Raw genomic sequence first — 18476 nt, 5'->3', positions numbered from 1 at the left:
GACAGTGAGAGAACTAGACAGCTCCACTCTCGACCGGAGGTCCTCACCCGTCTACAGCTGAATCACACCTCGACCAACGTCCCTGGGCAGCACAGCTAGAGCGTTTCGCCCAACGCCCGGTACTGGCGTTCGTGGTAGATCAGCGCCTCGTCGTCATCGCCGAGGCCGCCGCCCTCGATCTGCACTACGACCACAGCAGAGTTGTGCACGGTCACGCGCTCCACGATCCGTCCCACCATCCACGACGTCACGTTGTTGAGAACGGGCAGGCCGTACGGTCCCACCCGCCAGTGATCGCCGACGAAGCGCTCGGCGTTGGGTCCGGCCAGCCGCTCGGCCAGGGTGCGGTTGCGCAGCCCGAGCAGGTGGATGACGACGCGCTCGGTCTCGTTGATGGCCGGCCACGAGCTGGCCGACTTCGCCATGTTGAAGGTAGCCAGGGGCGGCACCGCCGACATGGACGCCAGGGATGTCGCGGTGAATCCGACGGGCTTGCCCTGAGCGTCCAGCGCGGTCACGACCGCGACGCCCGCCGCATGACGGCGAAACGCGTTCTTGAACGCGGCCAGGTCGCCAGGCGCGTTCGGGTCGGTGTCGAGGGCCGGGGCGTGGGGGAGACCTGCGGAGGGAAGACCTGCCGGTGCGGTGGTGCGTTCGTTCATAGTGGTGCCAATCGTTTCACCGATCAGCCTATTCCCGTGCGAGCACCGTTCTTGGATAAGCTGGAGTGACATGATCCAGACGATTGACCTTCGAGGAACGCGGCCTGCTCCGGCCGAACTTTTGGCCTCGGTGCCCCGGGCGCTCACCAGCGTCACGGTCGCCAGTGACGTTGCCGCCGAACTGATCGATGATGTGCGCGCACGCGGCGAACAGGCCCTGCTCGACCAGGCCGAGCGCCTCGACAGGGTACGCCCCGAGCACGTTCGCGTTCCGGCTTCCCACGTCGCCGAGGCCCTTGAGGCCCTCGACCCGGATGTCCGCGTCGCGATCGAGGAGACCATCCGCCGGGTACGCCTGGCCAGTGCCGCACAGGTGCCGCCCCTGGTGACCACCACGATCGCCGACGGCGCCGAGATCGTGCAGCGCTGGCGCCCCGTCCAGCGGGTCGGCCTCTACGTTCCCGGCGGCAAGGCCGTCTACCCGTCCAGCGTCGTGATGAACGTGGTGCCCGCGCAGGTGGCCGGGGTCACCTCCATCGCCCTCGCATCCCCGCCGCAGAGCCACTTCGATGGACGAGTGCACCCCACCATCCTCGCCGTCGCCGGTCTTCTCGGCGTCGACGAGATCTACGCCATGGGCGGCGCCGGCGCCGTGGGCGCCTTCGCCTACGGCGTGCCCGGCCTCGGCCTCGACCCCGTGCAGCTCGTCACCGGCCCCGGCAACGTCTACGTCGCCGCCGCCAAGCGGCTCGTTCGCGGCGTCACCGGGATCGACTCCGAAGCCGGACCGACCGACATCCTCGTGATCGCCGATGCCGCGGCCGACCCGGCCTTTGTCGCCGCAGACCTGGTCAGCCAGGCCGAGCACGACGAACTCGCCGCCGCCGTGCTCGTCACGGACTCCGCCGAGCTCGCCGAAGCCGTCGAAGCGCTCCTGAACGACCTGGCCACCACCACCACGCACGCCGAACGGGTCACCGCATCGCTGGGTGGCAGCCAATCGGCCATCGTGCTGGTGGACGACCTCGAGCAAGCCGCCGCGTTCAGCAACGCGTTCGGTCCGGAGCACCTCGAGATCCAGACCGAAGACCCCGACGCCGTCCTCGGCCAGATCGACAACGCCGGCGCCATCTTCCTGGGCCCGTACGCGCCGGTCAGCCTCGGCGACTATGCCGCCGGCTCCAACCACGTGCTGCCCACCGGGGGACAGGCGCGGTTCTCGGCGGCCCTCGGCGCGTACACCTTCCTGCGCCCGCAGCAGGTCGTGCGCTACACCAGAGACGGCCTCGCCGGCGTGGCCGACCACATCCTTGCCCTGTCCGCTGCAGAGGCGCTGCCCGCCCACGGTGACGCCGTCAGCGTCCGATTCAGCACGGCCGCGGAACGGTAGGCTCGTAGGCACAATGTATTGCCCGTTCTGTCGCCACCCAGATTCCCGTGTCATCGACTCCCGCACCAGCGACGACGGGCTCTCGATCCGTCGCCGCCGGCAGTGCCCGGAGTGCGGTCGCCGGTTCAGCACCACCGAAACCGCCAGCCTGAACATCATCAAGCGCAGCGGCGTGGTCGAACCGTTCAGCCGGGAGAAGATCGTCTCCGGCGTGCGCAAGGCCTGTCAGGGCCGCCCGGTCACCGACTCTGACCTGGCCATGCTCGCGCAGAAGGTCGAGGAGACCATCCGTCAGACCGGTGCGTCCCAGATCGAGGCCAACGACATCGGCCTGGCCATCCTCGCCCCGCTGCGCGACCTCGACGAAGTGGCCTACCTGCGCTTCGCCAGCGTCTACCAGGCATTCGATTCGTTGGAAGACTTCGAGAGTGCGATCGGCCAGCTGCGCACCGAGCACACCGCCGCCTCGGAATCCGATCCCGAACCCGAACGGTAGACGTGTACCCCACCCTTTTCAAGCTGGTGCTCACCCGGATCGACCCCGAGCGGGCTCACCACTTGGCCTTCGAGGTCATCCGGTGGATGCCGCGCCTCGGTCTCGGCCCGCTTGTGCACAGGTTCACCCGCCCGCGCACCGACATCGGGGTGGACACCCTCGGCTTGCATTTCGACTCGCCGTTCGGTGTTGCGGCGGGGTTCGACAAAGACGGCCACGCCGTCATCGGGCTCGGCCGGCTCGGCTTCGGGCACGTCGAGGTCGGCACGCTCACCGCGGTCGCCCAGCCCGGCAACCCCACACCGCGCCTGTTCCGTCTCGTATCCGACCGCGCTGTCATCAACCGGATGGGCTTCAATAACGGCGGTGCCGAGGCGGCCGTCGCGCGCCTGGGCCAGGTTCGCCGTACCCCCAGCCGTCCGGTCCTGGGCATCAACATCGGCAAGAGCCGAGTCACCGCGGTCGAAGACGCCACGGCCGACTACCTGGTCAGCACCGTTGCACTGGCCCCTCTCGCGGACTACCTGGTGGTCAACGTGAGCTCCCCCAACACCCCGGGCCTGCGTGGCCTGCAAGAACTCGATCAGCTCGCCCCACTGTTGCGGGCGGTGCAGGAACACGCCGGCGATACCCCGCTGCTGGTCAAGATCGCACCCGACCTCACCGATGACGAGGTGACCCGCATCGCCGGTCTCACCGTGGAACTCGGCCTGGCCGGCATCATCGCCACCAACACCACCCTCAGCCGGGAGAATCTGTTGACCGACCCGGCCGTCGTGGCCGAGGCCGGCGCCGGCGGGCTCTCCGGTGCGCCCCTGAACGACCGGTCGCTGTCCGTCCTGCGCCTCATCCGGGCCTCCGTGCCGGCCGAACTGTGCGTCATCTCGGTCGGCGGCGTCGAGACTGCGCAGCAGGTCGTCGAGCGTCTCGACGCCGGCGCCACCCTCGTGCAGGGCTACACCGGCTTTCTCTACCGCGGACCGCTCTGGGCACGCCAGATCAACCGCGGACTCGACAGACTCCTCGCGGGTCGTTCCACCGGCCCGATCCTCTCCTGACCGGCAGGCCGGCACCCGCCGGCGCCCGGCCACGAGTCAATCGGTGGGTCCGGGCGCTCCGGGATCAGTGATGAGTCCGAGGCCGGCCAGCTGGGCCGCGAGGCTCGCGCCGTCGGGTCCGTAGACCCAGAGCGGATCCGGCTTGGCCTCCACGGCGTCCTTGGCCCTACGGCCGGCCAGCACGGCCTCGCTCGGCGACAGCCGACGGATGGCGACCGCGGCGACGCACTGCGGGAAATCCTGTTGGAACTCGCTGTAAATCGCCTCGTCGTGCTGACCGTCGTCGCCGATGAGGACCCACTTCATGTCGGGGAACTCGTGCGCCAGCCTGCGCAGGTTGTCGCGTTTGTGCTCCTTGCCACTGCGGAACAGCCTGTCGTGGGTGGGTCCCCAGTCGGTGAGCAGCAGCGCCCCGGCCGGGTAGAGGTTACGGGAGAGGAACCGGCTGAGCGTCGGCGCAACATTCCAGGCACCTGTGGACAGGTAGATCACCGGAGCCCCCGGTGTCGCATCGGCGAGGCGGTCCAGCAGCACAGCCATGCCCGGCGTCGGAACGCGAGCGTGCTCGTCGAGGACGAAGGTGTTCCACGCGGCCAGGAGCGGACGGGGCAAAGTGGTGACCATGACGGTGTCGTCGACGTCGGAGATCACGCCGGTGCGCACATCGGGGGCGACCACGAAGACCGGAGCGTCGACGCTGCCGGAGGCGTGGGTGTGCAGCGAAGCGGTGTGCCAGCCCGGCTCGAGGTTGACCTGCATCACGGTGTCGACGACTCCGCCGCGGTCGGCCTGCACCCGGTGTGCCTTGCCGCCGATGTCGATGGTGACGGTGACGTCGTTGACCGGCACGCTGGTGAAGCTCCGCCAGCCGCGGATGCTCCCGTCACGTCTGTCGGTGCGACGCCGCTTGGGGGTGGTGCCGGTGGACTTCACGGGTTTTGCCAACAGGACGCGGCAGAGAATCCGCACGCGTTCCGTGGTGCCATAGCCGGTGTAAGGGATGACGACCGGCAGGTGTCCGCGCCGACGGGCGAACTTTTCCCGCTTGTCGTGAAGCCAATCCTCGATCCGCGCGGCTCGGTGCATGAGGCGCACGGGGTTGAGGGGAGTGGACGGTGTGGCGGGGGACTTTGACACAGTTCAGTCTCTCATGCGCCGCGGGGCTGCTCGGCACGGTCCCGGGGTGGAGAACCACCACGGCGACCCGCCCGGGGCAGCCGCTCCCACTCCGTTTGGGGGGTGTGTTCTGTGTCTGGGTGTCAGTCGGGGGCCCTAAGATTGTGACGTATATTCAAGGAGGACACGTGGCGCTGATCGACATATTCGGGGGAGACTCTGTCGCACAGGGGCGGCAGATCCGCACCGAGCCCATCCAGCAGCGCAGTGCCGCCAGGTTGACCGCACTTCTGGACGCTGCGGCCGAGGTCGTCGACGAGGTCGGTTTCGACCGCATCACGACGGCCATGGTCGCCGAACGTGCGGGAGCCTCGATCGGCACTGTGTACCGCTACTACCCCGATCGGGTCGCGGTCCTCGAGGGACTGCGCGAGCGTGCGGTCCAGCGCTTCCGGCAGCGTGTCGCCGACACCCTCAAGGAAACCCAGCCGGGAACCTGGTGGGAAGCCGTCGACTGCGGGATCTCGGCCTTCGTGGAGCTGTATCGCGCCGAACCCGGATTCCGCATCCTGCACTTCGCCGATCGTGAACGCGCCCAGTCCACCGGGCCGGACCAGCTGGATTCGGGATTCTTCGCCAACCAGATCGCCGGAGTCCTGTCGGAAGAATTCGGCCTGTCCGGTGGCCCCGACCTCATCTTCAGACTCGAAGTCGCCGTCGAAATGGCCGACTCCCTGCTGTCTCGCGCCTTCACCTGGAACACCCAGGGTGATGAGCGCTTCATCGCAGAGTGCCGACGCATCATGCACGACTACCTCGTCGGCTACTACGGTACGGACGCCTAGCCCGACTCGTCGCCTGTGGCGCTGACGACGAACCACGGCAATCCGCTTTGGATTCGGCTCCGAAGAATGATTGGCTGGTCATCCGCACTTGCCTGCTTCCGTCGCCCCGCATCCGCGGGAGCGAGGGACGTCAAGCCCGCACCGAGGATTGAGCCCAGCCATGATCGAGTTCCGTTCCGTCAGCAAGCGCTTCCCCGACGGCACCCTCGCAGTCGAGGATTTCAGCCTGGTCCTGCCCTCCCACAAGACCACAGTGCTCGTCGGGTCCTCCGGATCGGGCAAGACCACTCTGCTGCGGATGATCAACCGCATGGTCGACCCCACCAGCGGCTCGGTCGAGATCGACGGCGAGGACATCGCCACTCTGCCCCCCGTGAAGCTGCGCCGCGGAATCGGCTACGTCATGCAGAACTCGGGACTCCTGCCGCACCGCACCGTCCTCGACAACGTCGCCACGGTGCCGCTGCTGCGCGGCACGCCGAAGCGTCAAGCCAGGGCGGATGCCCTGGCGATGCTGGACACCGTCGGGCTGGACCGCGCGCTGGCCGACCGATACCCGAGCCAGCTCTCCGGCGGCCAGCAGCAACGCGTCGGCGTGGCCAGGGGGTTGGCCGTCAACCCGAACATCCTGCTGATGGACGAACCGTTCGGGGCAGTTGACCCCATCGTGCGCGCCGAGCTCCAGCAGGAGTTGGTTCGGCTGCAGAAGGAGCTGGACAAGACCGTCGTCTTCGTCACCCACGACATCGAGGAAGCGTTCCTGCTGGGAGACCAGATCGTGATCCTGCGGGACGGCGGCCGCATCGCCCAGGTGGGCTCGCCCGCCGAGCTGCTCGCCAACCCCGCCGACGACTTCGTCGCCAGTTTCGTGGGCGCCGATCGGGGCCGGCGGGCGCTGCACGTGGAGCGGCACGGGAATGAGGACGTCGTGGTCGACAGCGACGGGCGCCTCGCCGGTGTGCTGAAGCCAGAAAGCGCCCGATGACCTGGGTCCTGGCCAACCTCGGCCTGATCTGGGCGCGCACCCTCGACCACGTGGTGCTGAGCCTGCCGCCGATCGTGATCTGCTTCGTGATCGCCGTTCCGCTGGGCTGGTCCGCCCGGCGCTACCGGGTGAGCCGCGGGATCATCCTCACCGGCGCCGGCCTGCTCTACGCGGTGCCCTCGCTGCCGCTGATCTTCGTGCTGCCGGCCGTGATCGGCACCAGCCTGCTTTCCCCGGTGAACGTGATCATCGCCCTGACGCTCTACGGCATCGCCCTGATGGTGCGGGTCGTCGCCGACGGTCTCGCTTCGGTGGATGCCGACGTCCGCCAGTCCGCCTCCGCGATGGGCTATTCCACCTGGTCGCGGTTCTGGCAGGTGGAGCTCCCGCTGTCCGGCCCGGTCCTGCTCGCGGGCATGCGGGTCGTGGCGGTCAGCACCGTCAGCCTGGTCACCGTCGGCGCGGTGATCGGGGTGCAGAGCCTGGGCAGCCTCTTCACCGACGGTTTCCAGCGCGGAATCCAGGCCGAGATCGTCGCCGGTCTCGTCGCCACGGTGGCCCTTGCGCTCCTCTTCGACGGTGCGCTGGTGCTCGCCGGTCGGCTGCTGATGCCCTGGACCCGACGGGTCGCCCCGCCCAAGCCGAGTGTTCCTCTCGAGGTGAGCGCAGCATGAACCTCTTCGCCAGCGCCATCGACTGGATCCTCGACCCGGCCAACTACGTCGGGCTCAACGCAATTCCGCTGCGCATCGGACAGCACCTCGTCTTCTCCCTCGTCACCCTGGTGTTCGCGTCGGCTATCGCGATCCCGCTGGGCTACCTCATCGGTCACACCGGCCGAGGCCGCGGCCTCGCGGTGACGACTTCGGGAGGGCTGCGGGCCATTCCCACCCTGGGCCTGCTCACCCTGGTCGCGCTGTGGGTCGGCATCGGCGTCGTGGCCCCGTACGTGGCCCTCACGGTGCTCGCGATCCCGCCCATCCTGGCCGGCGCGTACACAGGGTTCGAGGCGATCGACCGGCGCACCATCGACGCCGCGCGCGCCGTGGGAATGAGCGAACTGCAGATCGTGCGGAAGGTCGAACTGCCCCTGGGCCTGCCCCTGTTGATCGGTGGGCTGCGCTCGGCCACCCTGCAGGTGATCGCGACAGCGACCCTGGCCGCTTATGTGGCCGATCTCGGTCTGGGTCGATATCTGTTCTCGGGGTTGAAAACCAGGGATTATGCCGAGATGCTGGGCGGGTCGATCCTCGTAATCCTGCTGGCCCTGGCGCTGGAGGGAATCTTTGCGCTGATCCAACGGTTTGTTGTACCGCGGGGTGTCTCCGGGCGCCTCGGCACCGCCCCCAAGCTTCGCACCGGCGGCCCCGCAGTCGCACGGTGATACATCTACCGAATCTTCGGTACCTGAGGAAGGACAACAGCATGTTCACAAACACACGAGGCCGGCTCGCGCTTGTCAGCGCGGTCGCGGTTGGGGCTGTCGTAGCCCTTGCAGGGTGCGCGTCCGGGGATCCCCTGGACGAGGGAGAGAGTTCGGCCGGATCCGAGACTCTGGTCGTCGGATCGCAGGACTACTACTCCAACGAGATCATCGCGGAGATCTACGCGCAGGCACTGGAGAACGGCGGTTTCACGGTCGACCGCCAGTTCCGCATCGGCCAGCGTGAGGCCTACCTCCCCGAGATCGAGGCAGGCTCGATCGACGTGTTCCCCGAATACAGCGGCAGCCTGCTTCAGGCCCTGGAGGCCGATGCCCCGACCGGCACCGCCGACGAGGTCTACACGGCCCTGGAAGCGGCCCTGCCGGAAGGCTTGACCGTGCTCGATCGGGCCGAGGCCAGCGACCAGAACTCCTGGACCGTCACCCAGGCGTTCGCGGACACCTACGGCCTCACCGACATCGCCTCGCTGTCCGAGGTCACCGAACCGATCACCGTCGGAGGCAACTCCGAGCTTGAGACCCGCCCGTATGGACCGACCGCCCTCAAGGAGGAGTACGGCATCGAGATCGCCGGCTTCACCCCGGTTGAGGACAGCGGCGGACCTCTGACGGTCAAGGCTCTTGTCGACAACAAGATCCAGCTCGCGAACATCTACACGGCGGATCCCAACATCACCTCGAACAACCTCATCGCCCTTGACGACCCCGACAACCTGTTCCTGCCGGACAACGTCGTGCCCGTCGTCTCCGACAAGGTCGACGACTCGGCGGCGGACATCCTGAACGCCGTCAGCGCTGCCCTGGACACCGACACCCTGATGGCCCTGAACGCCCAGAGCGTGAACGACCAGGCCGCGGCAGACACCATCGCGACGGAGTGGCTGACCCAGGAAGGCCTGATCTAGCCGCCTTCGTACACAAGAAACGGCCCCGTGATCTTCACGGGGCCGTTTCTTGTGTGTTCGGGTGTGTGCTCGGTGCCCTAGACGGCGGGACCGACCGGGATGTCGTTGAGCGTTCCCGGGCCGTCCACCAGGATGATCGGCTGCTTGCCTCCGTTGATCGCCACGATCTGGTCCCACGAACCGAGCGGACGTCGTGTCCCGGCCTCGACGACGTACACCGTGCCGTTGTCGGAGGTCTTCACGAAGACGTGCTCGATGGGTGCGCCGCCGCCCTGGGGAAGCACAGCGCAGGTGCCACCGGTCAGATCGGTCACGGGCATTCCATGAGTGACTCCGCCGGCCAGCGGGTAGATGCGATCTCCCGCGGCGAAATACTCCGTGGAATCGCAGCGCACGACACGCGTCAGGCTTCCGGCGGCCGCGGTATACGTGGCCAGTGACGCATCGGTCGCGTACGACCACGAGTTGATTCCGAACGCCGACGTCGTCGTGAACGAGGCCACCGGGATCTTGCGGGTGGCACCGTCAACGAAGTAGATCGTGGCGTCGCCCGGGCTGCGAACGAGCGAGGCGCCCGGCAAGTACGGGGAAGCAAGCGGGATCGCGGATCGGGCATCCTGCGAAATCCACACGATCTGAGGAGCGGAACCGTTGTTCAAGGCGAGCAGCGTGGTCCAGGTCGGTACGCCGCGAGCCGTGCCGGCCTTGACCCCGTAGACGGTGGGGCTTTCCGGCGAGATCACGAACAACGCGCCTGCAATGGTTTCGCCCCGGGGCAGCCGGGCGCACGAGTCGGCCGACAGGTCGGTGACCGGCAGGCCTGACGCTTCCGCGCCCTGCGCCAACTCGCGCAGAGAGCCGGCGGCCGCGAAGTAGGCCTTGCTGTCGCACCGAACGGTCTGCGTCAGTGCCGCACCCGTGGAGTAGGTGTCGAGCTGGGACTGCGGCACGGTTTTGAAGCCGTTCGCACCGAACTCGCTCGCCAGACCGAACGAGGCGATCGGGAGCTTACGGTCAAGCCCGTCGATGAAGTAGACGGTTGCCGAACTGGACGACCTGGCCAGGCTCATCGGTGCCAGCACGGCCTGGACGATCGGAAGCGCTGCGGCAGCCTGGGCGCTCATGGTGGCGATGTAGGGAACCGTGCCTCCGTTGAGGCTGATGACGGTCTCCCACGCGGTGATCGCGGTGCGACCGCCCGGCGACAGCATGTACACGGTTCCATCGTTGACCACGAAGAACTTGGTCATCTCGCCACCCACCGGCAACTTGGCCAGCTGGGCAGGGGAGAGGTTGACGGCCGCGGCACAGGCGAACCCGTACGAGGTCACGAGCTCACACGAGGTGAAACGATGCCGCACACCGGCTTGGACGAGCGAGATATCGCCGCTGCCCGCGTCACGCACCAGGGTGCTCGCCAGGAGGGGAGAGGTCGAGAAGCTGTCGAGGTAGCTCTGCGAAACGATCCGGAACGGGCCGAGCGCGCCGAGGGCGTTCAGGACGTCCATCGACGGAACGGCGTACTTCGTCGTTCCGGAGAGCAGGTAGATCGTGCCGTTCGATTCGGTGCGAGCGAAGTCGCCCCCGCCCTGGGTGTTGCCGAACCAGTCCGTGAAGATACGGAAGAAGTTGCGGTTGCCGTAGGTGGAGCAGCCGTCACCGGTGCCGTACATGTTGGCCAACGAGGCGCTGTTGGGTCGATACGGGGTGTAGTTGTAGAGGCCTGCCGTGGCCTGGTTCTCGATGTACACCTGTGACGATCCGCACCCGGCGTTGGGGTGCCACTGGATGGTGTTCGTCCGGCCGGCCTGGAAGTTGCGTCCGCTCGGTGTGGCCTGGTACTTCTTGTACTGGTATGCGGCGTTGTAGACCTGATTGAAGAAGCCGTAGTACACGGCGTCGCAGTCGGCGGTATCCGGGCAGCCGAACCCCGTCGCCTTGCGGTAGATGCCGGACGTGGGTGAGGTCGCACTCACCAGTCCCTGTTCTTTTTCCAGCAGGACCAGCATCACCTGCGGGTTGATGCCGCAGAGGGAGGACACCTGCCAGATGATCTCCGCAGCGCTCTGATTGGCCGGGCCGGGGTAAGCGGCGCAGCCGGCGGCCCGTTGCGGCTGATAGGACGAGTCTGCGCGGTAGTCCTTCAGGCAGACGTAGCCGGACCGGCAGGAGGGCACCTTGGAATTGAGGAACGCCTGCACCTGCGCGACGCTCATCGTGTTCGAGTTGTAGAACTGAGCGTCAGAGATGATGTTGCCGGGGTTGAAGTCGGCAGCCGAGGCGGCTTCCGCGCGGGACGGCGCCTGGCCGACCACCAGAAGCGGGGCAATGAGCACGACGGCGATGATCGCCGCGAGGAATCCCGTCCAGCGCCGAGCGCTCATCCGTAAGACATTCGGCAGACGGATCATGAGCGTTTCCCTACGTTGGCCAGCGCGTTCAGAGGTCAGATTCGGGTGGCCGCCCACAGGCAATCGCGCGCTCCCCCCCAGCAGCTGAACGCGTGTTGCCATTCAGTACTTTTAGGTACTCTATTACACTGCGTCGGCTACACCCCCTCGATGACACTCCGGCGACAGCACCCCATCTCGCGGGTCAGCGCGGCTCTTTGGAATTCCCGTCGTTAGACTGGTGGGTGAACGTCGCGGCAACATGGCCCTGGGCCGCAGGAGATCCGATCGATAGTCACCAGAGAGTCCTAATCAGAATGTTAAGCACATTTTCGCTGGAACACACGGTTTGCAGCGACGCTGACGTCGCTCGTGCCGCGTCCGCACCTAGCGCAGACGTCAGTCGCTCATGACGTCGTCGAGCGCTCGCGCGATCCAGGCCCTTTCCGTCGACCTGATGATGCCGTTCTACGGCGATCCGGCCCTGTTCCGGCTTGCCGTGGAGAGTGTTCTGGCGCAGACGGATCCGAACTGGCGACTCGTTGTGATCGATGATCAGTATCCGGATGCCGCCCCGGGAGCCTGGGTGGCCGGTCTGGACGATCCCCGCATCGTCTACCTCCGCAACGAGATCAATCTGGGCGTGAGCGGCAACTTCAAGAAGTGCGCCGAACTGGCCACCGCGGATTTCACGACCATCGTCGGATGCGACGACCTCCTCCTGCCCAACTACGTGGCCCGGATTCGTCAGCTTGTCGAGGAATTCCCCGAAGCGGACTTCGTTCAGCCGGGGGTCCAGGTCATGGACGCCACCGGCCAGGATGTCCTGCCCCTGGCTGATCGGGTCAAGGGCTGGTATCGGCCGCGCGTGGCCGGGGCGACGCAGATCTCGGGAGGACGGCTGGCATCGAGTCTTCTCGCGGGCGCCTGGACCTACTTCCCGTCCATCGCGTGGCGCACGTCACGTCTGCACCGACACGGCTTCCGGGACGACCTCGATGTCGCCCTCGACCTCGCCCTGCTCATCGACATCGTCGTAGCCGGTGGCACGCTCGTGCTCGACGACCAGCCGAGTTTCCGGTATCGCCGGCACTCCGGCAGCGTCTCCTCATGGAAGGCCGACGACGGGTCCCGCTTCGTCGAAGAGCAGCGCTACTTCGCGGAGTGTGCGGAGCGGATGACCGCCATGGGGTGGAAACGTGCGGCGCGGGTGGCCTCGCGCCACTACTCTTCCCGGCTCAACGCCGTGACCCGCATCCCCGCGTCCATCACGGCCAGGGACCGCCGGGGCACCCGCGCTCTTCTCGGCCACGCCCTGGCGATCACGCCGGGGGACCGCTCCCTCGGGAGCGTCTCGGTCCCGCCGGTCGGGGCCAGCCCGGTGAGGATCGCCCAGGACATGTCGTCGGTCCTCGCGCGTACCCTGATCGTCATGCCGGCCTTCAACGAGGAAGAGTCGGTCGGTGACGTCGTGCGTGAAGTCTTCTCCGCTCTGCCGGGGGTGCACTGCCTGGTGGTCAATGACGGTTCGGCCGACCAGACGACGGCCTTTGCCCGTCGCGCCGGCGCCGTCGTCGCTGAGCTTCCCGTCAACCTCGGGGTCGGCGGTGCCATGCGACTGGGCTTCAAGTACGCCATTGCTCACGGCTTCGACAATGTCGTTCAGATCGATTCAGACGGCCAGCATGATCCGGCGAACGTGCTGGCCCTGCTCGAGCGACTCGCTGACGCTGACCTGGTCATCGGTGCCCGCTTCGCCGGAGTCGGCGACTACGAGGCACGCGGACCTCGCCGATGGGCTATGCGTGTGCTGTCCGTCATTCTCAGCCGGACCGCGCGGACCACGCTGACCGATACGACCTCCGGGTTCAAGGCCTCCGGGCCTCGTGCGGTCGCACTGTTCGCGTCGCACTATCCGGCGGAATATCTGGGCGATACCATCGAGGCCCTTGTCATCGCTTCTCGTGCCGGCTGCCGCATCGAACAGGTGCCTGTCATCATGCGGGTGCGCGCAGGGGGGCAGCCGTCACACAACCCGCTTCGATCCGCCGCTTACCTCGGCCGGGCCTTCGTCGCCCTGTGCTTCGCACTCATCCGTCCGTCGCTGCCACTTCGACCGGAGGCCTGAGTCCGTGAGCTTTTCCACCTATATCATCGGCGTCCTTGCCGCTCTCGCGACGCTGGGCGTTGTGATCGAGATGCTGCGCCGACGTCGCCTGCGCGAGCGCCACGCGCTGTGGTGGGTCATCGCCGGCCTTCTCGCGCTTGTCATCAGCGTGTTCCCCGACACTCTCATCTGGGCGGCGGCGCGCTTCGGAGTGGATGTGCCGACCAACCTGGTCTTCTTCGTGAGCATCGCCGTGTTGTTCCTCGTCTGTATCCAGCACAGCGCCGAATTGACCGATCTGGAAAGCAAGACCCGCACTCTCGTGGAGATGTCCGCATTGCAGGATCTGCGCCTCCGGGAGTTGGAAAGCCGCGTGGATTCCGAAGATCTGCACGGTACCGCGACCGGCCGCGGAGAGCGGCTGCAGGATACCCAGGAGCTCTGACCCGAGCGCTAAACTTTCCGCGGCGTGGGCAGCCCGCCGTGATTCCTTTCCTCCCGTCCTCGGTCGCCCCCGCCGAACGGTTCAATAGATGCGGACACAGCAGCGGCATGAAGACAGCAGCAACCAGCGATACGTCATCGGCACCATTGGATCGCACCGGCCGACGATGGCGGGTCTTTGTCACCAGTTTTGTGGTCATCCTGGCCCCGATGCTGCTGTGGGCCCTGGCGTCGCCGATGATGTCAGCACCCGATGAGGCGTCGCATGCGATCCGCGCCGCCGCCGTCGCCCGCGGACAGATCGAGAGTGTGCCCTGGGACCAGGACCTGTCGCTGGCTCGCGCTGAGGTCCCGCGGTCCGTTGCCCACGCCCACGAACTCAGCTGCTACAAATTCCGGCCGGATATCTCTGCCGGCTGCGTCCGCCCTGTCGAGGGCGATCCGACCGACATCGTGGTCACCGGTACGTCCGCCGGGCTGAACAGCCCCGCCTACTACGCCATCGTCGGGCTGCCGACGCTGGTGATGGACGGGACACCTGCGCTGTATGCGATGCGAGCGCTCAGTGCGGTACTGTCCGCCGCCGCCCTGGCCGTGATGTTCATGCAGTTGATGCAGTTGCCCCGGTCCCGATGGGTCATCGTCGCTGCCGCGGTCGCGGTGACGCCGATGGTGCTGTATCTGGGCGGGTCGATCAATCCCAATGGCGTCGAAGTCGCGTCAGCGGGGGCGCTGTTCGCCACCCTGGTGCTCACCCTGCAGACACCGGCCTCCAGACGTCTCCTGTGGGAACGGGCAGCACTGGTAGTCGTCACGGCCGCGGCGCTCCTGAGCACACGAAGCATCTCGCTGCTCTGGGTGCTGATCATCGTCGGAGCGGCACTCGTGTTCGCCAATCCGCGTGTCGTGGCGGGTCTGGTCCGCCAACCGGCTGCCTGGGTGGCGATCGGAGCATGCGGCCTCGTCAGCGGACTGACGGTCGCGTGGTACCTCGGCCTGGCCACCTTCGCGGAGCACCCCACCGCCAATACCGGGAGTAGCCCGACCATCGAGTTCTTCACGATGGTGCTGCGTACGCTCGACTTCAGCGACGGGCTGATCGGGTTCTTCGGTTGGACCGACACACCGTCGCCCAGCTTCAGCATCATCGTGTTCAGCTTCGGCATCGTGACCGTGCTGGTCGCCGCCGTGGCCTGGGGATCGCGGCGGGGAAAGTTCGCCGTTCTCGGCCTGGCCCTGGTCATGGTGCTGGTGCCGGCGATCACGCAGGCCATTCTGATCAGTTCGATCGGCAGCATCTGGCAGGGTCGCTACATGCTGGCCATGATGATGTGTCTCCTGGTCGCCTGCGGCCTGGCGATCGACGATTCCGATCATCGGCCACAGCCTTCCGCGGGCCTCAAACGCTTCCTGATCACCCTGCTTGCTCTTTTGTCGATCGGGCAGGTGTTCTCGTTCGTCTCCACCCTCCGGCGGTACATGGTCACGGTCAATGGCGGCATCGAAGCCATGTTCATGGCGCCGAGTTGGCAACCGCCGGTGGGATGGCTCATTCTCACGGCCGTTCTCGTCGCCGCCGTGACCGTGGGTGCGCAGCTCACGTACCGGGCGGCATTCCGCGAATCCCGCACGGCGGTGGGCCCGCTCGACGCCGCCAGGCCCGAACCGGCCTCTGCGGCTTAACCGCGCAGACGTTCCCGGGGGACCGTCCCGGGGACCGTTCTGGGGGGCAACCCCGAACGTCAGGTCGTCAGCAGCAGCGCCGGCGGCAGCAGGAGCAGGGCGACGGTCGTGCAGACCACCAGGGTGCGCGCCGTCGTGCTCAGCCCAGGGACGTTGCCCAGCAGACGGCTCACCCGCGGCCCGACCAGGTCGGCCGAGGAGACGTCGTCGAGGCCGCCCGCGGCCGCGAGCGGCGTCTGGGTACCGGAGACCTCCGACAGGTGGGCGGTGCCCACGAGCGCGATCGCCCTGGCCAGGGTGCGGTCGTCGACAGCCTGCCTGGCCTGGTCGTCGGCCATCATCTCCACCAGCAGGGCCACCGCATTCTCGGCGCGGTTGGCGATGGGGAACCAGGGCAGGGCGCTGTGCCAGGACTTGAACGCCAGCAATACCACGTGGTGCTGCTGACGCAAGTGGGCGCGCTCGTGCGCCACGACGCCACGCAGCTGGTCGGCATCCAGCAGGTGCAGCAGACCTCTGGACAACACCGTGGCCGACCTGGTGCCCCCGGGCAAGCAGTACGCGATCGGCGCGGCATGGTCGATGACCCTGGTGCCCTCGGTATCGAAGGGCAACGGATCGCTGAGCAGTCCGATCAGGGTGTGGTGGCGACGGCGCTGCCGCTCGGCGCGGATGAACGTGGCACTGAGGTTGAGCAGCAGGTGGGTGCCGAGGATCAACGCCAGGCAGAGCGCCATCACCCCCGCCAGCGTGGCCCCGGCGGGTAGAGTGCCGGCCGCGACGTGCCCGGCGAGGGCGCCGAGGGCCGACACGGGGGTGGCTCCGAACGGGATCAGGCCGAAGACCAGCAACGAGCCGATCATCGAGATGCCACCGGCCAGGGCGATCGACTGCCACAGGGCGAGGGCCAGGCCGGGCGCGCGAGGCGGCCAGTCTGCCCCGGCAAGGAGAATCGGAACGGGCCAGGCCAGGAGTACGGCCAGCGCCATCAGGGCCAGTGCGGTGTTGAGCACGGCGCGCTACCCGGCCACGGCCGACAGGCTCGTGCCGGGGATGACGGCCATCGTCACTCCGGCGACGGGCCGATGCTCTCGAGCAGGGCGCGCAGGGTCTGCGCCTCCTGCGGGCTGACGTTGCCGATGAACCGGGCCAGCGTCGCCGTGCGGTCGCTCGTCGTGCCCAGAACCTCGTGCATGAGCTCGGCGGTGTGCTGTGCCCGGGAGCTCACTGCCGTGTACCCGTGCGGCCGGCTATCGCGGTCGCGAGTGACGAAGCCCTTGCTCTCCAGGCGCGACAGCACGGTGAGCACCGTCGTCGTTGCGAGGGGCTTCGCGCCGGTGGCGGCGGGATCGAGCAGAGCATCACGCAGTTCGTTGGCGGTCAGGGGAGCGTCGGCAGACCAGAGCAGGTCCATCAACATTCGCTCGAGCACGCCCAGACTTCCCATGAGGAAACTTTACCAAGCGAAACGGCGCTTTCTACCGAACGTAGAATAGTAGTCTTCTACGACACGTAGAAAAACCGTCTTGGAGGGCAAATGAACGAGTGGCTTGATCCGTTACTCCTGTCGCGCTGGCAGTTCGGCCTGACGACGATCTACCACTTCCTGTTCGTACCACTGACCATCGGCCTGGTCACGACGGTGGCGATCTTCCAGACCGCCTGGTACCGCACCAACAAGGCCATGTACCTCCAACTGACCCACTTCTTCGGCAAGATCTTCCTGATCAACTTCGCCATGGGCGTCGTGACCGGCATCGTGCAGGAGTTCCAGTTCGGCATGAACTGGTCGGACTACTCCCGATTCGTCGGCGACGTCTTCGGAGCGCCCCTGGCCTTCGAGGGCATCACCGCCTTCTTCCTCGAGGCCACCTTCATCGGCCTGTGGATCTTCGGCTGGGACAAACTGCCCAAGGGCCTGCACCTGGCCACCATCTGGCTGACCACGGTGGGCAGCATCGCGTCGGCGTACTTCATCATCGCCGCGAACGCCTTCATGCAGAATCCTGTCGCGTACCAGATCAACGAGGAAAAGGGTCGGGCCGAGCTCACCAGCATCGGCGAGCTGCTCACCAACCCGATCGCCCTCGCGGCCTTCCCGCACACGATCTTCGCCTGCTTCATGGTCTCCGCCGGCCTGATCATCTCGGTCGCCGCCTGGCACCTGTCCCGCAATCAACACCTCGAGACCATGCGGCCCGCGCTCAAGTTCGGCCTCTGGATGATGGTCATCTCCGGAGCCCTCACCACCCTGATGGGAGACCAGCTGAGCCTGGCGATGGTGGCGGCGCAGCCGATGAAGATGGCCGCGGCCGAGGCCATGTACAACACGGCCACCGGCGCCGAGGCCTCCTTCTCGATCTTCACCCTCGGCACCCCCGACGGTGTCAGTGAACTCTTCTCCGTGCGCATCCCGTACCTGCTGTCGTTCCTGTCCACGCACACCTTCGACGGCACGGTGGAGGGCATCAACAACCTCCAGGAGCAGTACGTGCAGCTCTACGGTCCTGGCGACTACGCGCCGATCATCTGGGTCACCTACTGGTCGTTCCGGTGGATGATCGGACTCGGCATCGCCCACATCCTCGTCGCCGTCGCCGGCCTCTGGTTCACCCGCAAGGGACGGAGCCCGAAGACCTGGATGTGGAAGATCGCGATCTGGTCCTTCCCGATGTCGTTGCTGGCCATGAGTGTGGGCTGGGTCTTCACCGAGATGGGCCGACAACCGTGGCTGGTCTTCGGCCTCCTCAAAACCGCAGACGGTGTCTCGCCGAACGTCAGCGGGCTCGAGATCCTCATCTCTCTGATCGCCTTCACCCTGCTCTACGGCGCCCTCGCCGTGGTGGAATTCCGCCTGATCCTCAAGGCGGTCCAGAAAGGGCCGGACGACGCTCCGGCGCCGGACCCGGTGTCCGGCGAAATCAAGCACACGACCACGGTCTACTAGGAGC

17 protein-coding genes and 1 pseudogene are annotated in these 18476 nt (G+C 66.9%); 13 read left to right on the top strand and 5 right to left on the bottom strand.

What is annotated here, in order from left to right; genetic code table 11:
• Positions 1-95: 95 nt before the first annotated feature.
• On the bottom strand, positions 96-662 hold the full coding sequence (locus E3T19_RS17130) for a flavin reductase family protein (RefSeq protein ID WP_088456073.1): 567 nt from the start codon (positions 660-662) through the stop codon (positions 96-98).
• Between the two features lie 70 nt (positions 663-732).
• Here E3T19_RS17130 and hisD point away from each other — a divergent pair, with 70 nt between their 5' ends.
• From hisD to E3T19_RS17115, 3 genes are read left to right on the top strand one after another with little or no spacing between them, the layout of a single operon-like run.
• Positions 733-2052, top strand: a complete 1320-nt coding sequence (hisD, locus tag E3T19_RS17125; protein WP_088456074.1) for a histidinol dehydrogenase — start codon at positions 733-735, stop codon at positions 2050-2052.
• 13 nt (positions 2053-2065) lie between these two features.
• Positions 2066-2548: a transcriptional regulator NrdR gene (gene nrdR / locus E3T19_RS17120; protein WP_088456075.1), complete on the top strand. Its 483-nt coding sequence runs from the start codon at positions 2066-2068 to the stop codon at positions 2546-2548.
• A 2-nt stretch (positions 2549-2550) separates the two neighbouring features.
• Entirely contained in the window at positions 2551-3606 is a 1056-nt protein-coding gene (locus E3T19_RS17115) for a quinone-dependent dihydroorotate dehydrogenase (protein ID WP_134409422.1), read from the top strand.
• Positions 3607-3642: 36 nt separating this feature from the next.
• Here the strand turns inward: E3T19_RS17115 and E3T19_RS17110 are convergent, their stop codons facing one another.
• Positions 3643-4692, bottom strand: a complete 1050-nt coding sequence (locus E3T19_RS17110) for an App1 family protein (RefSeq protein WP_088457979.1) — start codon at positions 4690-4692, stop codon at positions 3643-3645.
• Between the two features lie 218 nt (positions 4693-4910).
• On the opposite strand from E3T19_RS17110, the gene E3T19_RS17105 reads away from it, so the two are divergent.
• The 5 genes from E3T19_RS17105 (at position 4911) to E3T19_RS17085 (ending at position 8901) form a co-directional block, all read left to right on the top strand.
• Positions 4911-5567 (top strand): TetR/AcrR family transcriptional regulator, encoded by a 657-nt coding sequence (locus E3T19_RS17105; RefSeq protein ID WP_088456077.1) that lies wholly within the window; start codon positions 4911-4913, stop codon positions 5565-5567.
• A gap of 160 nt (positions 5568-5727) precedes the next feature.
• Positions 5728-6552 (top strand): ABC transporter ATP-binding protein, encoded by an 825-nt coding sequence (locus E3T19_RS17100; RefSeq protein WP_088456078.1) that lies wholly within the window; start codon positions 5728-5730, stop codon positions 6550-6552.
• Entirely contained in the window at positions 6549-7226 is a 678-nt protein-coding gene (locus E3T19_RS17095) for an ABC transporter permease (protein ID WP_134409421.1), read from the top strand. Before E3T19_RS17100 ends, E3T19_RS17095 begins: the two co-directional genes overlap by 4 nt.
• Positions 7223-7936: an ABC transporter permease gene (locus tag E3T19_RS17090; protein ID WP_134409420.1), complete on the top strand. Its 714-nt coding sequence runs from the start codon at positions 7223-7225 to the stop codon at positions 7934-7936. The genes E3T19_RS17095 and E3T19_RS17090 overlap by 4 nt, the downstream gene beginning before the upstream one ends.
• A 41-nt stretch (positions 7937-7977) precedes the next feature.
• Positions 7978-8901: an ABC transporter substrate-binding protein gene (locus E3T19_RS17085; RefSeq protein ID WP_088456081.1), complete on the top strand. Its 924-nt coding sequence runs from the start codon at positions 7978-7980 to the stop codon at positions 8899-8901.
• A 77-nt stretch (positions 8902-8978) separates the two neighbouring features.
• Here E3T19_RS17085 and E3T19_RS17080 read toward each other — a convergent pair whose 3' ends face one another.
• Positions 8979-11285, bottom strand: coding sequence for a hypothetical protein (locus tag E3T19_RS17080; protein ID WP_134409419.1), 2307 nt, complete (start codon positions 11283-11285; stop codon positions 8979-8981).
• A 415-nt stretch (positions 11286-11700) separates the two neighbouring features.
• On the opposite strand from E3T19_RS17080, the pseudogene E3T19_RS19450 reads away from it, so the two are divergent.
• The 4 genes and pseudogenes from E3T19_RS19450 to E3T19_RS17060 all read left to right on the top strand — a co-directional run.
• Positions 11701-12243 (top strand): annotated as a pseudogene (locus tag E3T19_RS19450) (glycosyltransferase family 2 protein); the annotation flags it as partial.
• A gap of 447 nt (positions 12244-12690) precedes the next feature.
• On the top strand, positions 12691-13419 hold the full coding sequence (locus E3T19_RS17070) for a glycosyltransferase family 2 protein (protein ID WP_088457980.1): 729 nt from the start codon (positions 12691-12693) through the stop codon (positions 13417-13419).
• 4 nt (positions 13420-13423) lie between these two features.
• Complete coding sequence (locus E3T19_RS17065; protein WP_088456083.1) at positions 13424-13843, top strand: DUF2304 domain-containing protein; 420 nt, start codon at positions 13424-13426, stop codon at positions 13841-13843.
• A gap of 107 nt (positions 13844-13950) precedes the next feature.
• On the top strand, positions 13951-15525 hold the full coding sequence (locus E3T19_RS17060; RefSeq protein WP_134409418.1) for a DUF2142 domain-containing protein: 1575 nt from the start codon (positions 13951-13953) through the stop codon (positions 15523-15525).
• Positions 15526-15584: 59 nt separating this feature from the next.
• On the opposite strand, the gene E3T19_RS17055 is transcribed toward E3T19_RS17060, so the two are convergent.
• Complete coding sequence (locus E3T19_RS17055) at positions 15585-16538, bottom strand: M56 family metallopeptidase (RefSeq protein ID WP_240632447.1); 954 nt, start codon at positions 16536-16538, stop codon at positions 15585-15587.
• A 53-nt stretch (positions 16539-16591) separates the two neighbouring features.
• A complete protein-coding gene (locus tag E3T19_RS17050) occupies positions 16592-16972 on the bottom strand; it encodes a BlaI/MecI/CopY family transcriptional regulator (protein ID WP_088456085.1) in 381 nt (126 codons plus the stop codon).
• Positions 16973-17062: 90 nt separating this feature from the next.
• Between E3T19_RS17050 and E3T19_RS17045 the strand changes: the two genes are divergently transcribed.
• The gene (locus E3T19_RS17045) at positions 17063-18472 is read left to right on the top strand and encodes a cytochrome ubiquinol oxidase subunit I (protein ID WP_088456086.1); all 1410 of its coding nucleotides are present in this window, start codon (positions 17063-17065) and stop codon (positions 18470-18472) included.
• Positions 18473-18476 lie beyond the last annotated feature (4 nt).

It is taken from the genome of Cryobacterium sp. TMT4-31 (assembly GCF_004403385.1).
Taxonomy (GTDB): Bacteria; Actinomycetota; Actinomycetes; order Actinomycetales; family Microbacteriaceae; genus Cryobacterium; species Cryobacterium zongtaii.
This window is presented reverse-complemented; position numbering and strand designations above follow the sequence as displayed.